General features: G+C 65.5%; 13 protein-coding genes. 8 read left to right on the top strand and 5 right to left on the bottom strand.

Going from position 1 to position 14,471, the window contains the following annotated elements; translation table 11 throughout:
- Positions 1 to 3 precede the first annotated feature (3 nt).
- Positions 4 to 225, top strand: a complete 222-nt coding sequence (locus ACSVIE_RS05635) for a hypothetical protein (RefSeq protein ID WP_442423271.1) — start codon at positions 4 to 6, stop codon at positions 223 to 225.
- Between the two features lie 147 nt (positions 226 to 372).
- On the opposite strand, the gene ACSVIE_RS05630 is transcribed toward ACSVIE_RS05635, so the two are convergent.
- From ACSVIE_RS05630 to ACSVIE_RS05620, 3 genes are all read right to left on the bottom strand, one after another.
- Complete coding sequence (locus tag ACSVIE_RS05630) at positions 373 to 621, bottom strand: hypothetical protein (protein ID WP_426005556.1); 249 nt, start codon at positions 619 to 621, stop codon at positions 373 to 375.
- 187 nt (positions 622 to 808) lie between these two features.
- A complete protein-coding gene (gene hutH, locus ACSVIE_RS05625) occupies positions 809 to 2,401 on the bottom strand; it encodes a histidine ammonia-lyase (RefSeq protein WP_442423270.1) in 1,593 nt (530 codons plus the stop codon).
- Complete coding sequence (locus ACSVIE_RS05620) at positions 2,402 to 4,132, bottom strand: urocanate hydratase (protein ID WP_442423269.1); 1,731 nt, start codon at positions 4,130 to 4,132, stop codon at positions 2,402 to 2,404.
- A gap of 165 nt (positions 4,133 to 4,297) precedes the next feature.
- On the opposite strand from ACSVIE_RS05620, the gene ACSVIE_RS05615 reads away from it, so the two are divergent.
- The gene (locus ACSVIE_RS05615; protein WP_442423268.1) at positions 4,298 to 4,744 is read left to right on the top strand and encodes an SRPBCC family protein; all 447 of its coding nucleotides are present in this window, start codon (positions 4,298 to 4,300) and stop codon (positions 4,742 to 4,744) included.
- A gap of 13 nt (positions 4,745 to 4,757) precedes the next feature.
- Here the strand turns inward: ACSVIE_RS05615 and ACSVIE_RS05610 are convergent, their stop codons facing one another.
- Positions 4,758 to 5,624, bottom strand: a complete 867-nt coding sequence (locus tag ACSVIE_RS05610) for an IclR family transcriptional regulator (protein ID WP_442423267.1) — start codon at positions 5,622 to 5,624, stop codon at positions 4,758 to 4,760.
- Positions 5,625 to 5,894: 270 nt separating this feature from the next.
- Here ACSVIE_RS05610 and ACSVIE_RS05605 point away from each other — a divergent pair, with 270 nt between their 5' ends.
- From ACSVIE_RS05605 to ACSVIE_RS05580, 6 genes are all read left to right on the top strand, one after another.
- Positions 5,895 to 7,451, top strand: coding sequence for an ABC transporter substrate-binding protein (locus ACSVIE_RS05605; RefSeq protein WP_442423266.1), 1,557 nt, complete (start codon positions 5,895 to 5,897; stop codon positions 7,449 to 7,451).
- A 40-nt stretch (positions 7,452 to 7,491) separates the two neighbouring features.
- Positions 7,492 to 8,433 (top strand): ABC transporter permease, encoded by a 942-nt coding sequence (locus tag ACSVIE_RS05600; RefSeq protein ID WP_442423265.1) that lies wholly within the window; start codon positions 7,492 to 7,494, stop codon positions 8,431 to 8,433.
- Positions 8,426 to 9,271: an ABC transporter permease gene (locus tag ACSVIE_RS05595; protein WP_442423264.1), complete on the top strand. Its 846-nt coding sequence runs from the start codon at positions 8,426 to 8,428 to the stop codon at positions 9,269 to 9,271. Before ACSVIE_RS05600 ends, ACSVIE_RS05595 begins: the two co-directional genes overlap by 8 nt.
- Complete coding sequence (locus ACSVIE_RS05590; protein ID WP_442423263.1) at positions 9,264 to 10,853, top strand: ATP-binding cassette domain-containing protein; 1,590 nt, start codon at positions 9,264 to 9,266, stop codon at positions 10,851 to 10,853. The genes ACSVIE_RS05595 and ACSVIE_RS05590 overlap by 8 nt, the downstream gene beginning before the upstream one ends.
- Positions 10,831 to 12,099: an MFS transporter gene (locus tag ACSVIE_RS05585; protein ID WP_442423262.1), complete on the top strand. Its 1,269-nt coding sequence runs from the start codon at positions 10,831 to 10,833 to the stop codon at positions 12,097 to 12,099. The genes ACSVIE_RS05590 and ACSVIE_RS05585 overlap by 23 nt, the downstream gene beginning before the upstream one ends.
- Before the next feature lie 71 nt (positions 12,100 to 12,170).
- Positions 12,171 to 13,610, top strand: coding sequence for an amino acid permease (locus ACSVIE_RS05580; RefSeq protein WP_442423261.1), 1,440 nt, complete (start codon positions 12,171 to 12,173; stop codon positions 13,608 to 13,610).
- Positions 13,611 to 13,717: 107 nt separating this feature from the next.
- On the opposite strand, the gene ACSVIE_RS05575 is transcribed toward ACSVIE_RS05580, so the two are convergent.
- Positions 13,718 to 14,467 (bottom strand): 3-hydroxybutyrate dehydrogenase, encoded by a 750-nt coding sequence (locus ACSVIE_RS05575; RefSeq protein ID WP_442423260.1) that lies wholly within the window; start codon positions 14,465 to 14,467, stop codon positions 13,718 to 13,720.
- Between the last annotated feature and the right edge of the window lie 4 nt (positions 14,468 to 14,471).

Here is a 14,471-nt window from a genome sequence, read left to right as displayed (position 1 = left end):
ACCATGACCCCTGCGATCACCGCAGAACGCGAAATCCGCTTGTCGTTCTCCAACGCAAGCGAGGTCCACGACGGTCTTGACCGCGCCGTGGATGCCCTCATCGAAAGCGCAGGAGCAGATGCCAACTGCGGCATCCTGGTGACCAGGCATGAGCCCGGCACCTACACCGTGGCCCTGGACGAATCCGTTCCCTTCGGCCAGACCCACGAAGCTCTCGCCGCTTAGCAAGCAGAACCGGGGCCCGTCGCTTTCCGCCATTACTACCCGCGGAAAGGGACAGGCCCCGGTTTCTGTTTAAGCTCCCCCAACCAGGTCGCATTTGTGCGCGTTTTGAGCGGTCTAAACACGCACTACTGCGACTCAGTTGGGTACCTACGCGCGGCGGAGAGTCACGCCGTCGGACTTCATGAAAAGTTCCTTGCCTTCTTCGGTGACACCCGGGCCGGAGTGTTCAAGCCACACCACATTGCCGCTGCCGGAGACTTCCTCGATCAGTCCAGCCGCGATCACATGGGCGTACTTGACCACTTCCACCCTCTCGCCGACCTTGAGCTGCTTCCAGTCGGAAACCGTCGCAGAGTGTGCGTTTCTTCTGGAAAGGACTGCTCCCCGTGCCTTCATTGAACTTCTACCCCTTTGTGGATGTTCTCTGTTGATATTCACTTGACCGTCAAGCCCGGGACACCGTTGTCGCCGGACGTGACGTACACCATAAGTTCTACTACATTTGCCACGCCCCGGACGCTGCGTTGCGAACAAAGTCCGGGGCGTGGCTAAATTGCGCATCAAAGAAGCGCTTTATTCGGCGTCAGGCTAGAATCCCGACGGCGGATTCGGCGGCCGCACGCACGGCACCGGAGCCGACAAGGCGGTCAGCCGCCTCCAGTTCGGGCGACAGGAACCGGTCGGTACCCGGTCCCTGAACCACTTCGCGAAGCACCTCAAGCACTGCCGTGCCGGCAGGACCGGGAGTCAGTCCGCCGTCGGACAGTTGCGTGCGCATATCGATCGCCCGGGCGCTGGTGACAAGCTCGACGGCGAGCACGCGCCGCAGGTTCTCCACGGCCTTGCGCAGCTTCCGGGCCGCGTGCCAGCCCATGGACACGTGGTCTTCCTGCATCGCGGAACTCGGGATGGAGTCCACGGATGCCGGAACGGCGAGGCGCTTGTTGTCCGAGACCAGGCCGGCCTGGGTGTACTGGGCGATCATGAGGCCCGAGTCCACGCCCGGGTCCGCAGCCAGGAAGGCCGGGAGACCGTGCGAGCGGGCCGGGTCCAGCATGCGGTCCGTGCGGCGCTCGGCAATGGAGCTGAGGTCTGCCACGGCGATCGCCAGGAAGTCCAGCACGTAGGCGACCGGAGCGCCGTGGAAGTTGCCGTTGGAGGTCACGCGGCCGTCGGGCAGGACCACAGGGTTGTCGATCGCAGCCGCGAGTTCGCGGGAAGCCACCAGTGCTGCGTGGTCGACCGTATCGCGGACGGCGCCGGCAACCTGGGGAGCGCAGCGCAGCGAGTAGGCGTCCTGGACCTTGGTGTCGTTGATCCGGTGGGAGGCAACGATCGGCGAGTTGGAGAGCACGCGCAGCATGTTGTCCGCGCTCGCTGCCTGGCCCGGGTGGGGACGCAGGGCAGCGTGGAGCTCAGGCAGGAACACCTGGTCCGTGCCGAGGAGGGCTTCGACACTGAGGGCCGCGGTGACATCGGCGGTCGCCAGCAGCATGCGCAGGTCCGCGATGGCCATCAGCAGCATGCCGAGCATGCCCTCGGTGCCGTTGACCAGCGCCAGGCCTTCCTTCTCAGCCAGGGTTACCGGCTCGATGCCGTGCTGCGCGAGCAGCTCAGCGACAGGTGCCGTGCCCGCGGCGCCGTACAGTTCGCCGTCGGGCCCTGTTGCCTCACCCTCACCCATGAGGACCAGCGCGCAGTGGGACAGCGGTGCAAGGTCGCCGGAGCAGCCCAGTGAGCCGAATTCGCGGACCACCGGAGTGATCCCGGCGTTGAGGACATCCACCATGGTCTGCAGGACCACGGGACGGACGCCCGTGCGGCCCGATGCCAGGGTCTTGGCGCGGAGGAACATGATGCCGCGGATGACTTCGCGTTCCACGGCCGGACCCATGCCGGCCGCGTGGCTGCGGATGAGCGACTTCTGCAGCTGGGTGCGGAGTTCGTTCGGGATATGGCGGTTGGCCAATGCACCGAAGCCCGTGGAAATGCCGTAGGCCGGGACGTCGCTGGTGGCCAGGCCGTCAATGTGGGCACGGACCTTGGCAACAGTGTCCAGGGCTTCCTGCGAGATGGTCACCTTGGCGCCGTGGCGGGCGACGGCGACGACGTCTTCCGGGGTCACGCCGCTGGAGCCGAGGGTGACGGTCAGCGGTTCGTGTGTTGTCAGAGTCATTTACTTGCCTTCGTTCATGGGGATGCGGACGCCGCGTTCGTGGGCGACGTCGATGGCGCGTTCGTAGCCGGCGTCGGCGTGGCGGATGACGCCCATGCCGGGGTCGTTGGTCAGGAGTGCGGTCAGTTTCGCGGCGGCGAGGTCGGTGCCGTCGGCCACGGAGACCTGGCCGGTGTGGATGGATCGGCCGATTCCCACGCCGCCGCCGTGGTGGATGGAAACCCAGGTGGCACCCGAAGAGGCGGCGGTGAGGGCGTTCAGCAGCGGCCAGTCGGCGATCGCGTCCGAGCCGTCCTTCATGGCCTCGGTCTCCCGGTACGGGGACGCCACGGACCCGGAGTCCAGGTGGTCGCGGCCGATCACGATCGGGGCCTTGACCTTGCCTTCGGCCACGAGCTTGTTGAACAACAGCCCGGCCTGGTGGCGTTCGCCGTAGCCGAGCCAGCAAATGCGGGCCGGAAGGCCTTCGAACTCGACTCGCTCCGCGGCGGCGTCGATCCACTTGTGCAGGTGCTTGTTCTCGGGGAACAGTTCCTTGATCGCCTCGTCCGTGACGCGGATGTCCTCCGGGTCCCCCGACAGCGCGACCCAGCGGAACGGGCCCAGGCCCTCGCAGAACAGCGGGCGGATATAGGCCGGGACGAACCCGGGGAACTCGAACGCCCGGGTGTAGCCGCCCTTGCGGGCCTCGTCGCGGATGGAGTTGCCGTAATCGAACACCTCAGCCCCGGCATCCTGGAACTCCACCATCGCCTGTACGTGCCTTGCCATGGAGGCCTGGGCCTTCTTGGTGAAGCCTTCCGGATCGGCGGCGGCCTCGGTGTGCCACTCTTCCACCGTGATGCCCTCCGGCAGGTAGGACAGCGGATCATGGGCACTGGTCTGGTCCGTGACCACATCAATGGTCAACTCCCCGGCCTTATGGCGACGCAGCAGTTCCGGGAACACCTCCGCGGCGTTACCCACATACCCCACGGACCAGCCACGCCGCTCAGCCTTGGCCTTGTTGACCTTCGCGATCGCGGTGTCCAGGTCCGTTTCGACCTCGTCCAGGTAGCGCTTCCCCGCCCGGCGGCGCAGACGGGTCTCGTCCACGTCCACGATCAGGCACGCGCCGTCGTTCAAGGTCACGGCGAGCGGCTGGGCGCCGCCCATGCCACCGCACCCACCGGTCAGGGTCAGGGTGCCGGCGAGCGGGCCCTCGGTGGAGCCCTCAGGCGCGGGGGCCGGGTGCCGGCCCTCAGCAGCGAGCTTGCGTCCGACGGCGGCAAAGGTTTCGTAGGTGCCCTGCAGGATGCCCTGCGTGCCGATGTAAATCCACGAACCCGCGGTCATCTGCCCGTACATGGTGAGGCCCTCGGCCTCCAAGCGGCGGAACTCCGGCCACGTTGCCCAGTCCCCCACCAGGTTCGAGTTCGCCAACAACACCCGCGGCGCCCACTCGTTGGTGCGGAACACACCCACCGGCTTACCCGACTGGACCAGGAGGGTCTCGTCCTTCTCCATGGTTTCCAGGGTCCGTGTGATCGCATCAAACGCATCCCACGAACGCACCGCCCGGCCCGTACCCCCGTAAACCACCAGGTCATCCGGACGCTCGGCAACCTCCGGATCAAGGTTGTTCATCAACATGCGCAACGGCGCCTCGGTCTGCCACGACTTGGCAGTGAGCTCCGTACCACGAGCAGCTTTGACCGGACGGGCTCCAGTAGTGAAATCGGCGGGTGCCATGATGGCTCCTTCATCTCTCGAAAAGTGTCTGGGTGAAAGATCTTCTGTATCCAGTAGAGCCTGTCCATCAACGTCGCGGAACGGCTTTTTGATGGGTGCTGTCCGGAATTACAGACGGGTCCCGGGCCCCTCGCAATCGTCGTGGAAGAGGTGCATGCTGGTCCCATGGCAACCTTCCGAGTGTCTACTTTCGTGGCGGCTCCCCCTGACCGCGTTTTCGCCACCTGGACAGATCAGGACCGGTTCAAGGAGTGGATCGGCGGCGTCACTCGAGTGACCGACCGTGAGGGTCCAGTGGACCAACCCGGCAGCCGTTACACCGTGTGGTTCGGACGGATGGCCAGCCCCACCGAGGTCCTTGCCGTGGAACGGCCCAACCACCTGCGCACCCGGTTCGGCAACGCAATCCTGAAAGGCGAGTCGGATGTGCGGTTCGTCCCGGAAGGCGGGGGAACCCGCATCAACCAGGAGTTCGTGACCCGTGGATTCATCTCCGGGATATCGGCACGGATCTTCGCTGCAGGCTCTTACCGGGGAAGCTTCAAAGGGGAGCTTGAGACCTTCCGGAGGCTCGTCGAGCGCGAGAACCCAGGGACCGGTGGAACCCGCTGATCTGCAGCCCACCTCACCCAACTGGGTCGCCTTTGTGCGCGGTTTGTCGGGTCAAAACGCGCCCAAATGCGACCGAGGTGGGGCGGCGGCCGGGGTTACGCGCGGCCAGTTCGTCCGCCGCCTTGCGGATGCGCGCGGCAAGGACAGGCCATTGCTCAGCGGGCACTTTGTCCTCCAGGAACGTGACGGCGACTGCCGCCGTCGGCCATCCCAGGTGATCCGTCACAGCGGCGGCGATCGACCCGAAGCCCGGGGTGATCTCGCCGTTTTCCGTGGCATAACCGCGCTGCCGCACCTGGTCCAGGTGCGACGACAGGGCCGAGTACTTCATGATGGGAAACTCAACTTCATGCCGGGACGTAAAGGCGGCAGCGTTCGGGTAAAGGGCGCGGACTTGCGATTTCGGCAAGGCGGCGAGGATTGCACGGCCACTGGCCGTGAGGTGGCTTGGGAGGCGGACCCCGACGTCGGTCACCAGGCTTGGGCGGTTCTTGGCCCGTTCCTCCACGATATAGAGGACGTCGCGTCCGTGCAGCACTGCCAGATGTGCACTCTCCCCGATGGCATCCACCAGCGAGGCCAGCATGGGCCGACCCAGCCGTGACAAGGGTTCCTGCCGCGAGTACGCCGAGCTGAGCTCAAACGCACTGATTCCCAGGCCATAGCGCTGCTCCTCATGCAGGTGCAGCACAAAGCCGTTCGCCTCCATGACTCCCAGCAGGTGGTACACGCTGGACCGGGGCAACCCCAAAGCCGTGGCGATATTGGACGCCGCCATGGGGCCCCGGCGCGATGCCAGCAGTTTGAGGATCCGCAGCGTGTTTTCAGCTGCCGGAACTTTGGACGTGGCTTTGCCGGGTGCCAAGGACGTGGTGGTCATGGTTCCTCACTGCTCGTACGTGCGGAGGACCGGACAGCGCAGGCAGTCCGGTATCCCGTACTCAAGCGTGCACCTTTCTTCCGGCCCGCGCCAGTCGCTGAGGACCGATCCTTGTCCGGGATGCCAGACTGCCGCTCCGGAATAAAAGTCAGTCTGTGAAGCCTCACGGTTTGGCCGGGAAACTTAGGGAAGCCTAAACTAATTGGCGGCCCGTGGCCTCCGTTCCATCGCCTGCACCGTTCGCGGGCACCCCTTCACCCAGGTGGTTTTATGCGCATCTCCCTGCCTGCCTCCGTCTCTTTGGGACTGGCAGCCCTCCTTACCTTGACCGGCTGCGGCTTCACTGGTTCCAGCACCGGCTCCAGCCAGACCACCCAGGTTGCCGACAAGCAACAGCGGATCGTGGTGGATAACTTCAGGGCGCCCGTGGCCAACTGGGCGCTCGAGAGCGACGCAGCCTACATCCTGTCGCTCTCCGGCTGCCTCGAAACCCTGACGCGCTACGACGAAGCTGAAGGCAAGATCGTCCCGCTGCTCGCCACGGAGTGGAAGCAAACCTCACCGCTGGAGTGGGACTTCACCATCCGCGAAGGCGTCACCTTCCAGGACGGCACCCCGCTGACCGCGGAAGCCGTGGTCGGGTCCTTGCAGCGGGTCCTGAAAGCGGCAGTGCCTGCCAGGGCCTTCAACCCCAAGGTGGTCAGCGGTGTTGCTGCCCTCGACGAGCGCACGGTCCGCATCACCACACCCACCGAGAGCCCCCTGGTTCCGTACCGGCTGGCCAGTGTGAACACCGGCGTATTGTCTCCGGCCGCCTTCAAGGGCGCCAACGTTGACCCGTTCGGGCACTGCACTGGCCCGTTCAAACCCGTCTCCGAAAAAGCCAAGCAGTCCCTGACCCTGGACCGGAACGAGAACTACTGGGGCGGCGAAGTGCAGCTGGCCGGAGCAGAAGTCCGCTTTGTGACCGATGGCGCCACCCGCACCACCCAGGTCCAGACGGGCGAGGCGGACATCTCCATGTCCATACCGGTCTCAGGCCTTGCCACCCTGGAAGCCGACAGCAACGTCAAGGTCCTCAAAGCCGACTCCCCGCGCACGGCCACGCTGTACATGAACAACGGCAAGGCGCCGTTCGACAAGGTGGAGTTCCGCCAGGCCGTCACCAAGGCGCTGGACCTTGAGGCCCTCGCCGCCAGTGTTTACGAAGGCGCCGCCATCCCGGCCAACGGCCCGTTCGCGCCGTCCGAACCCTGGGCCGGCGGGAACCCCGGCGCTCCGAAGAAGGACGTGGACGCCGCCAGGAAGCTCCTCTCCGAGGCCGGCTACACCTCGGACCGCCCGCTGGAGATCATCGCGATCGTCGAGCGTGCCGAGTTCGCCGACGTGGCAACGGTCATCCAGGACAACCTCAAGGCCGTGGGCGTCCCGGTGACCATCGTGACCAAGGAATATGCCGCCGTCGAACCTGACCTCCTGTCCGGGAACTATGACATGGTGCTCAGCCAGCGCAACCGGCTGATCGACATCGCCGATCCGATCGGGTTCCTGACCGCCGACTACACCTGCGACGGCACCTACAACCTCAGCCACTTCTGCAACGAGGAGTACGACGCCATCATCGCCAAGGCTTCCAGGACCGCCGACGCCGAAGAGCGCTACGGCCTCTATGCCCAGGCCGGCAAGATCCTGAGGGACCAGGCCGTCAACGTGTGGCTGGTCAACGAACAGGCGATCGACGCTGTCCGCTCCAACGTCCTCGGCCACACCCAGGATCCGCTGGCGCGCTACGTGCTCCGGGCACAGTCGGCGAAACCCGCGTCCTGACCAAGATGCTTGACCTGAAGACCCCGGATCGGGCCCGGCAATGATCCGGTTCCTCGCTCGACGGACAGCGGCCCTGGTGGCCGCTGTCCTTCTTGCGTCTTTCGCAGTGTTCCTGATCCCGTACGTCACCCCCGGTGATCCCGTGCGCAAGATCATCCGTTCACGGGTTGCCGGGGACGTGATCGATGAGTCGGCCGTGCAGGCGCTGTCAGCCGAGTTGGGCCTGCACGATCCGCTGTGGACGCAGTACATGCGCTGGCTGGGGCACCTCGCCAGCGGGGATATGGGTTTGTCCTACACCAGCCGCACTCCCGTGGTCGACCAGGTCCTGCCCGCACTCGGCATCACGCTCTCCATCGTCGTCCTGACCCTGCTGGTTGCCGCAGCAGTGTCGCTGCTGCTGGGAGTTACGGCCGCGCTCAACGAAGGCCGCTTGCTGGACCGGGGCATCAGCGCCGTAACCCAGGCATTCATTGCCATCCCCGAATACTGGCTGGCCCCGATGCTGGTCCTGGTCTTCTCGCTGCAGCTTGCGCTGCTCCCCTCCGCCGGCTGGAGCGGCCCCTCTTCCGCCGTGCTTCCCGTGGCTGTCCTGGCGCTCCGCCCCACCAGCTTCTTCACCTCAGCCGTGCGGGAAGGCGTCCTCCAGTCGTTGGCCTCCGACCACGTGGCAGCGGCCCGCAGCCGGGGAATGTCCCGCGCTTCCACTGTGGCACGGCACGTCATCCCCAACGGCCTCCTTCCACTCACCACCTCGGTAGCGATCTGGTTCGCCGGACTGCTGGGCGGCTCGGTGATTGTGGAGGTCATGTTCTCCATCCCGGGCATGGGCAGGTTGATGTTTGAGGGCGTGATCAACAGCGACATTCCCGTGGCGCAGGGTGCCGTGGTGGTTGTGGTGGCCTTCGCCGTGCTGCTCACCACCACCGCCGACCTGGTGCACACGTTCCTCAACCCGCGAATGAGGTCCACCGTTGCGTAGACTCCCCCTCCACCTGTGGGTGGCCTGTTCGGTTTTGGCCATCATCGTCGTCGGCGTCCTGCTGTCGCCCTGGCTGGCCCCGTACCCGCCGGCCGGTCAGGACCTCGCCAACAGGCTCGCCCCGCCCAGCCCTGCCCACCTTTTGGGCACCGACCACCTCGGCAGGGACACCCTCAGCAGATTGCTCGACGGCGGCCAGTTCTCCCTGACGCTGGCGGCACTGGCTACCGTGCTCACGGCACTCGTGGGCACGGCCATCGGTGTGCTGAGCGCCCGGCGGCGCGGCTGGCTGGACGAATTCTTGACCCGCACCAACGACGTCCTGCTCGCCATGCCGGAGATGGTGGTGGCCCTGTTCCTGGTGGCTGTCCTGGGAACCGGATACCACTCGTTGCTCCTGGCCCTGACCGTGACAGGGTGGACACCATTCGCCCGGCTCGCCCGCTCACTGGCCTTGGACGTCTCGGCGCGCGGGTTTGTGGAGGCGGCGCACGTGCTGCTGTGTCCGCCCTCGTTCATCGTGATGAAGCACATCATCCCGCACTTGGCCGGGCCGCTCCTGGGCCAGGCAACCCTGCGTTTTGGCCATTTCCTCATCAGCGTTGGGGCCCTGTCCTACCTGGGCCTGGGCGTCCAGCCACCACAGTCGGATTGGGGTTCCATGCTGGCCGCTGCCCAGCCCTACGCAGCGCGGGCTCCGATGACCATTCTGGCTCCCGGCCTGGTGATTTTCGCCGTCGCCCTGTCCGTAACGCTCCTGGGCCAGCACCTCTCGCGGACGTCCAGGCTGACCACAGCCCAGGTTCTCGCTCCGGAGGCGGTGCCCGCCAATGCATAGCGGATTGGTGATCGAGGGCTTGCATGCAGGGCTGCGGGATTCCTCCGGACCGCAGGGCATCCTCCACGACGTCACGTTGCACGTGGAACCAGGGGAATTCGTTGCGCTGGTGGGAGCCTCCGGCAGCGGCAAGACCATGACGTCCCTGTCCATCACCGGGTTGCTTCCCGGCAACGTGGCCATCCAGTCCGGGTCCATCCGGTTGGGCGGAACGGAACTGCGCGACCTCAGCGAAGGTGAGCTGAACCGGGTGCGCGGCGGACGGATCGGCATGCTCCACCAGCAGCCCAAGCGCATGTTCAACCCCCGGATGACCGTGGAACGCCACATCCGGGAACCGCTCAAGCTGCACCGCGGCCTCCGTGGACGCGAAGCCCGCACGGAGGTGCTCCGTCTCCTCGCGGATGCGGGCTTCGAGCAGCCCGGCAGCGTGGCCGCGTCCTATCCCCACCAATTGTCCGGAGGCATGGCACAGCGTGCCATGATGGCTGTGGCCATGGCCGGGCAGCCCGAACTGCTCCTTGCCGACGAACCCACCTCGGCCCTGGACAAGGTGCTCGAACGCCAGATCCTGGAGCTGCTGGACCAGCAGCGCAGGAACCACGGACTCGGGGTTCTCTGCATCACCCATGACCTGGCCACGGTCTCTGCGTTTGCCGACCGCGTGATCCTCATGAAGGACGGCCGGATCCTGGAACAGGGAGTGACCCGAACCGTCCTGGCATCACCGCAGACGCATTGCAGCACGTGGGAACTCCTTCAGGCCTCGGCCCTGGATCCGCGCGAGGATGGCGACCACGGGCCAGCGGACGCGGAGAAGAACACCGGCACAATCCTGGATCTCCACGGCGTGACCAAGACCTTCCCGTCCGGCTTCCGTAAGAGCACAGCAGCCCTGAAAAATGTCACGCTCTCACTGAGGCAAGGCGAAATCCTGGGCGTGCTGGGCCAGTCAGGTTCGGGCAAAAGCACGTTGGCGCGGCTCCTGGTGGGCCTGGGCACGCCGGATTCGGGAAAGATCACCACGGCTCCGGGTGCCGGCGTCCAATTGGTGTTCCAGGAACCCTACGACGTCTTCGATCCCCGCATGACACTGCTCAAAAGCCTGGAAGCGCCCCTGCTTCGATCCTCGGGCACCGCTGACGACCGGATCGAACGCATCCAGCAGGCTGTCAGGGAAGTAGAGCTCAACCCGGCGATCCTGGAACGCCGGCCAGGGCAGTGCTCCGGCGGTCAGTTGCAAAGGCTGACCATCGCCCGTGCGCTGTTGCTCGAACCCGCGGTCCTCATCTGCGATGAAGCAACGTCTGCGCTGGACGCCATCACGCAGCGCAAGATCCTTGACTTGTTGCTCAGGCTGCATCGAAGCCGTGGGGTGTCTCTGATCATGATCTCCCACGACATGAACGTGATCCGCTACATGAGCCACCGTGTAGCCGTCTTCTACCGCGGCGAAGTGGTGGAGCTTGCGTCGGTGGCGGATTTCTTTGCCGAGCCGCGGCACGAGCACAGCAAACAACTGGTGGCGGCAGTCCTTCCGCTGACCCGGGGAATTCCTGATGGCGCGCCCGCAAAGGCCTGAAACGTCCACGCTCCTGGGAGCCCAGCTCGTCTTCAATATCGGGTTTTACGCAGTTGTCCCCTTCCTGACCAGCGCATTGTCCGGGGAGTACGGAATGGGAGCGGCCGCCGTCGGGCTTGTCCTGGGCGCCCGCACCTTCAGCCAGCAGGGCATGTTCCTGGTGGGCGGGATGCTGGCGGACCACTGGGGCGCAAAGCGCTCCATCCTGTTGGGCTGCCTCGTACGGATCGCGGGATACGTCACGCTGGCCCTGGCCGCCGATTTCCCGGCGTTCCTCCTGGGTGCTGTGCTGACCGGGGCCGGGGGCGCCTTGTTTTCCCCTGCCCTGGAGTCGCAGCTGTCCAGGGCCGACGATCCCGGGCACCGGAACCCGGCAAAGCGCTCGGTTTTTGTATGGCTGGCGCTGACCGGGGAGTTCGGGGCGCTCGTGGGTCCGCTGCTCGGCGCTGCGCTCCTGGGCTGGGGATTCGACGCCGCCTTAGCCTTCGGGACCGGGATTTTCTGCATCGTGACCGTCCTGTTGTGGCTCAGGTTGCCTGCGACGCCGCGACCGCAATCCTCCAAAGCCGGCAAACGCGCCGGTTTCGCGGTTCCGGACGCCGCCAGGAACCGCCGGTTCCTCCTGTTCTGCATCCTCGTCAGCGTGAACATGGTGGCCTACAACCAGTTGTACTTCACCATCCCCCTGGAACTGGGCCGCCTGGGGCTTGGCGACGCCTGGCTCGCCGGGATGTTCCTGATGGCCTCCGTCCTGACGCTGCTACTGCAAATTCCTGTGGCTACGGGGGTTCAGAGGCTGGGCGAAGCACGCGCGATGTCGGTGGGCTTCTCCCTTCTGGCACTGTCGTTCGTGCTCGCAGGCGGCGCTGGTGTGGTGTCCGGTTCCAGCGGTAACGGTGCCGTGCTGATACTGGCTGCCGCCGTTGCTTTGCTGATCCTGGGGCATATGAGCCTCACGCCCACCATCCTGGCCGTCATCCCCTGGTTCCTTCCGTCCGGCACTGCAGGCCGCGGCGCGTACTACGGACTGGCAGCCACGTGCGGAGGCATTGCCGTGCTGCTGGCCAACGCCGCCCTGGGACTGCTGCGGTCCTGGTCCGGGCAGGCTGGCTGGGAGCCGGGCGTTTCCTGGCTGCTGCTGGTGGTCCTCTCCGGTCTCTCAGCCGTGGCGCTTCCTTCCGTCCTCCCGCCCAGGCCCCGCCCAACAACCCGATTGTCTGCGATCGAAGACAGCAAACACCCGTGAGTCCCATCACAGGGGCCCGGAAAGTGATGTGCTGAATAGCGATCCCCTCCCAAAGACGAGAAGGTTTTACCATGCAACAAACCACGCTGGCCGCGAAGGATTCTGTCCTCCAGGCCGCCGGGACGGCACTCAGCCGGGGCCTCAACGTCCGCCACATCCGCTTCATGGCCCTTGGGTCCGCGATCGGTACGGGACTTTTCTACGGGTCCGCTTCCGCCATCCAAAAGGCCGGACCGGCCGCCCTGTTCGCCTACATCATTGGCGGTGCCGCCGTCTTCATGGTGATGCGGGCACTGGGCGAAATGGCCGTCCGCCATCCCGTCTCCGGTTCCTTCGGGCAATACGCCAGCCGGTACCTCGGCCCGTTCGCCGGCTTTGTGACCGGATGGACGTACGTGTTCGAAATGGCCATCGTGGCCATCGCCGACGTCACAGCCTTCAGTATCTACATGGGCTTCTGGTTCCCACAGGTAGACCGATGGATCTGGGTGCTCGCGATCATCCTCTTCCTCGGTGCCATGAACCTGCTCAGCGTGAAGGTCTTTGGGGAACTTGAGTTCTGGTTCTCCCTCATCAAGGTGGTGGCGATCGTCGCCATGATCATCGGCGGTGCGGCAATCGTCGTGTTCGGCTTCCAAACCGGGAACGACGGCGGCGGCGTGGCACCGGGACTGGGGAACCTGATCAACCACGGCGGTTTGTTCCCCAACGGTTTCGAAGGCCTCCTGGCCGCGTTCGCCGTCGTGATGTTTGCGTTCGGCGGGATTGAGACAATCGGCATCACGGCAGGCGAAGCAGCTAACCCCAAGAAGGTCATTCCCCAGGCCGTCAACACCGTGCCGGTCCGCGTGCTGCTGTTCTATGTCCTGACCCTCAGCGTGCTGATGAGCATCTTCCCGTGGAACCAGGTGGGCAGCAACGGCAGCCCGTTCGTCCAGATTTTCGATGGCCTGGGCATTCCGGCAGCACCCCACATCCTCAATGCCGTGGTCATCACGGCGGCGCTTTCCGCGATCAACAGCGACATTTTCGGAGCCGGCCGCATCCTCTTTGGCCTGGCCCAGCAGGGGCACGCGCCGAAGAGCTTCGGCAAGATCTCCCGTCATGGCGTCCCCTGGATGACCGTTGTCATGGTGGGCTGCATCCTGCTGGTGGGCGTTGTGCTGAACGCCGTCATCCCGGAGGACGTTTTCGTTGTCATCGCCTCCATCGCAACCTTTGCCACCGTGTGGGTGTGGGTAATGATCCTCGCCTCGCACGTTGCCATGAAGCGCGAGATCAAGCGCCACGGGCTGCCCGCCTCGGAGTTCGGTTCGCCCCTGTGGCCCGTGGCGTCGATCCTGACCATCGCGTTCATGGCTATGGTCATCGTGATCCTTGGAGTCTTCGAAGACACCCGCGTGGCCCTGTATGTTGGCGCCACCTGGCTGGTGCTGCTGTTCGTGGCCTACAAACTGTGGGTCCGCGGTGGCGGTCTGCGCCGGGCCGAGTTGGTGGACGAGACGGCCTGATCCCCACGCCACCCCCGCCGAGATGGCACTTAATGACAATCCGAGCGCCCAACATTGTCATTAACTGCCATCTCGCGGGGGGGCGCCGGGCGTGAAGGGGGGGCGGGCTACCTCGCCGACCACCCGCCGTCCATGGTGTAGCTCGCGCCGGTGACCATGCCGGCGTCGTCGGATGCCAGCCAGGCGGCCAACGACGCAACTTCGGAGGGCTCCACCAGCCGCTTCACCGCTGACTCCGTGAGCATCACCTTGGCGAGGACTTCCGCTTCCGGGATGCCATGGACGCGCGCTTGGTCGGCGATCTGGCGTTCCACCAACGGGGTCCGGACGTAGCCGGGGTTGATGCAGTTGGACGTCACCCCGCGCTCCCCGCCTTCCAGGGCAGTGACCTTGCTGAGCCCTTCAAGCCCGTGCTTGGCGGACACATACGCACTCTTGTAAGCCGAGGCCCGCAGCCCGTGCACGGAGGAGATGTTGATGATCCGTCCGTAGCCGTTGGCGTACATGTGCGGGAGCGCGGCCCGGATCAGCAGGAACGGCGCCTCCAGCATCAGGGTCAGGATCCGCCGGAACTCCGCCGGCTCGAACTGCTCGATGGGCGCTACCTTCTGGATGCCGGCGTTGTTGACCAGGATGTCGCAGTCCAGGCTCAGCGCGGCAAGCGCTTCGGTGTCCAGGAGATCCACCGTCCACGCGGTGCCACCCAGCTCATCCGCCAGTGCCGCCGCTCCGGAAGCGTCGACGTCGGCCACCACAACCTTCGCGCCGCGGGCGGCCAGGGCTCGGGCACAGGCCGCCCCGATTCCGCTCGCACCGCCGGTTACCAAGGCTTTGCGCCCATTCAAGGAGTCGTCCATCAGA

The sequence above is a fragment of the Paenarthrobacter sp. NCHU4564 genome, assembly GCF_052156435.1.
Taxonomy (GTDB): Bacteria; Actinomycetota; Actinomycetes; order Actinomycetales; family Micrococcaceae; genus Arthrobacter.
The sequence above is the reverse complement of the archived record's forward strand: the minus strand, read 5'-3'. Positions and strand labels throughout refer to the sequence as shown.

Bases quoted from the DNA above. Each gene is read 5' to 3' on its own strand.
- ACSVIE_RS05635 (WP_442423271.1), top strand. From the start codon at position 4: ATGACCCCTGCGATCACCGCAGAACGCGAAATCCGCTTGTCGTTCTCC.
- ACSVIE_RS05630 (WP_426005556.1), bottom strand. From the start codon at position 621: ATGAAGGCACGGGGAGCAGTCCTTTCCAGAAGAAACGCACACTCTGCG.
- hutH (WP_442423270.1), bottom strand. From the start codon at position 2,401: ATGACTCTGACAACACACGAACCGCTGACCGTCACCCTCGGCTCCAGC.
- ACSVIE_RS05620 (WP_442423269.1), bottom strand. From the start codon at position 4,132: ATGGCACCCGCCGATTTCACTACTGGAGCCCGTCCGGTCAAAGCTGCT.
- ACSVIE_RS05615 (WP_442423268.1), top strand. From the start codon at position 4,298: ATGGCAACCTTCCGAGTGTCTACTTTCGTGGCGGCTCCCCCTGACCGC.
- ACSVIE_RS05610 (WP_442423267.1), bottom strand. From the start codon at position 5,624: ATGACCACCACGTCCTTGGCACCCGGCAAAGCCACGTCCAAAGTTCCG.
- ACSVIE_RS05605 (WP_442423266.1), top strand. From the start codon at position 5,895: ATGCGCATCTCCCTGCCTGCCTCCGTCTCTTTGGGACTGGCAGCCCTC.
- ACSVIE_RS05600 (WP_442423265.1), top strand. From the start codon at position 7,492: ATGATCCGGTTCCTCGCTCGACGGACAGCGGCCCTGGTGGCCGCTGTC.
- ACSVIE_RS05590 (WP_442423263.1), top strand. From the start codon at position 9,264: ATGCATAGCGGATTGGTGATCGAGGGCTTGCATGCAGGGCTGCGGGAT.
- ACSVIE_RS05585 (WP_442423262.1), top strand. From the start codon at position 10,831: ATGGCGCGCCCGCAAAGGCCTGAAACGTCCACGCTCCTGGGAGCCCAG.
- ACSVIE_RS05580 (WP_442423261.1), top strand. From the start codon at position 12,171: ATGCAACAAACCACGCTGGCCGCGAAGGATTCTGTCCTCCAGGCCGCC.
- ACSVIE_RS05575 (WP_442423260.1), bottom strand. From the start codon at position 14,467: ATGGACGACTCCTTGAATGGGCGCAAAGCCTTGGTAACCGGCGGTGCG.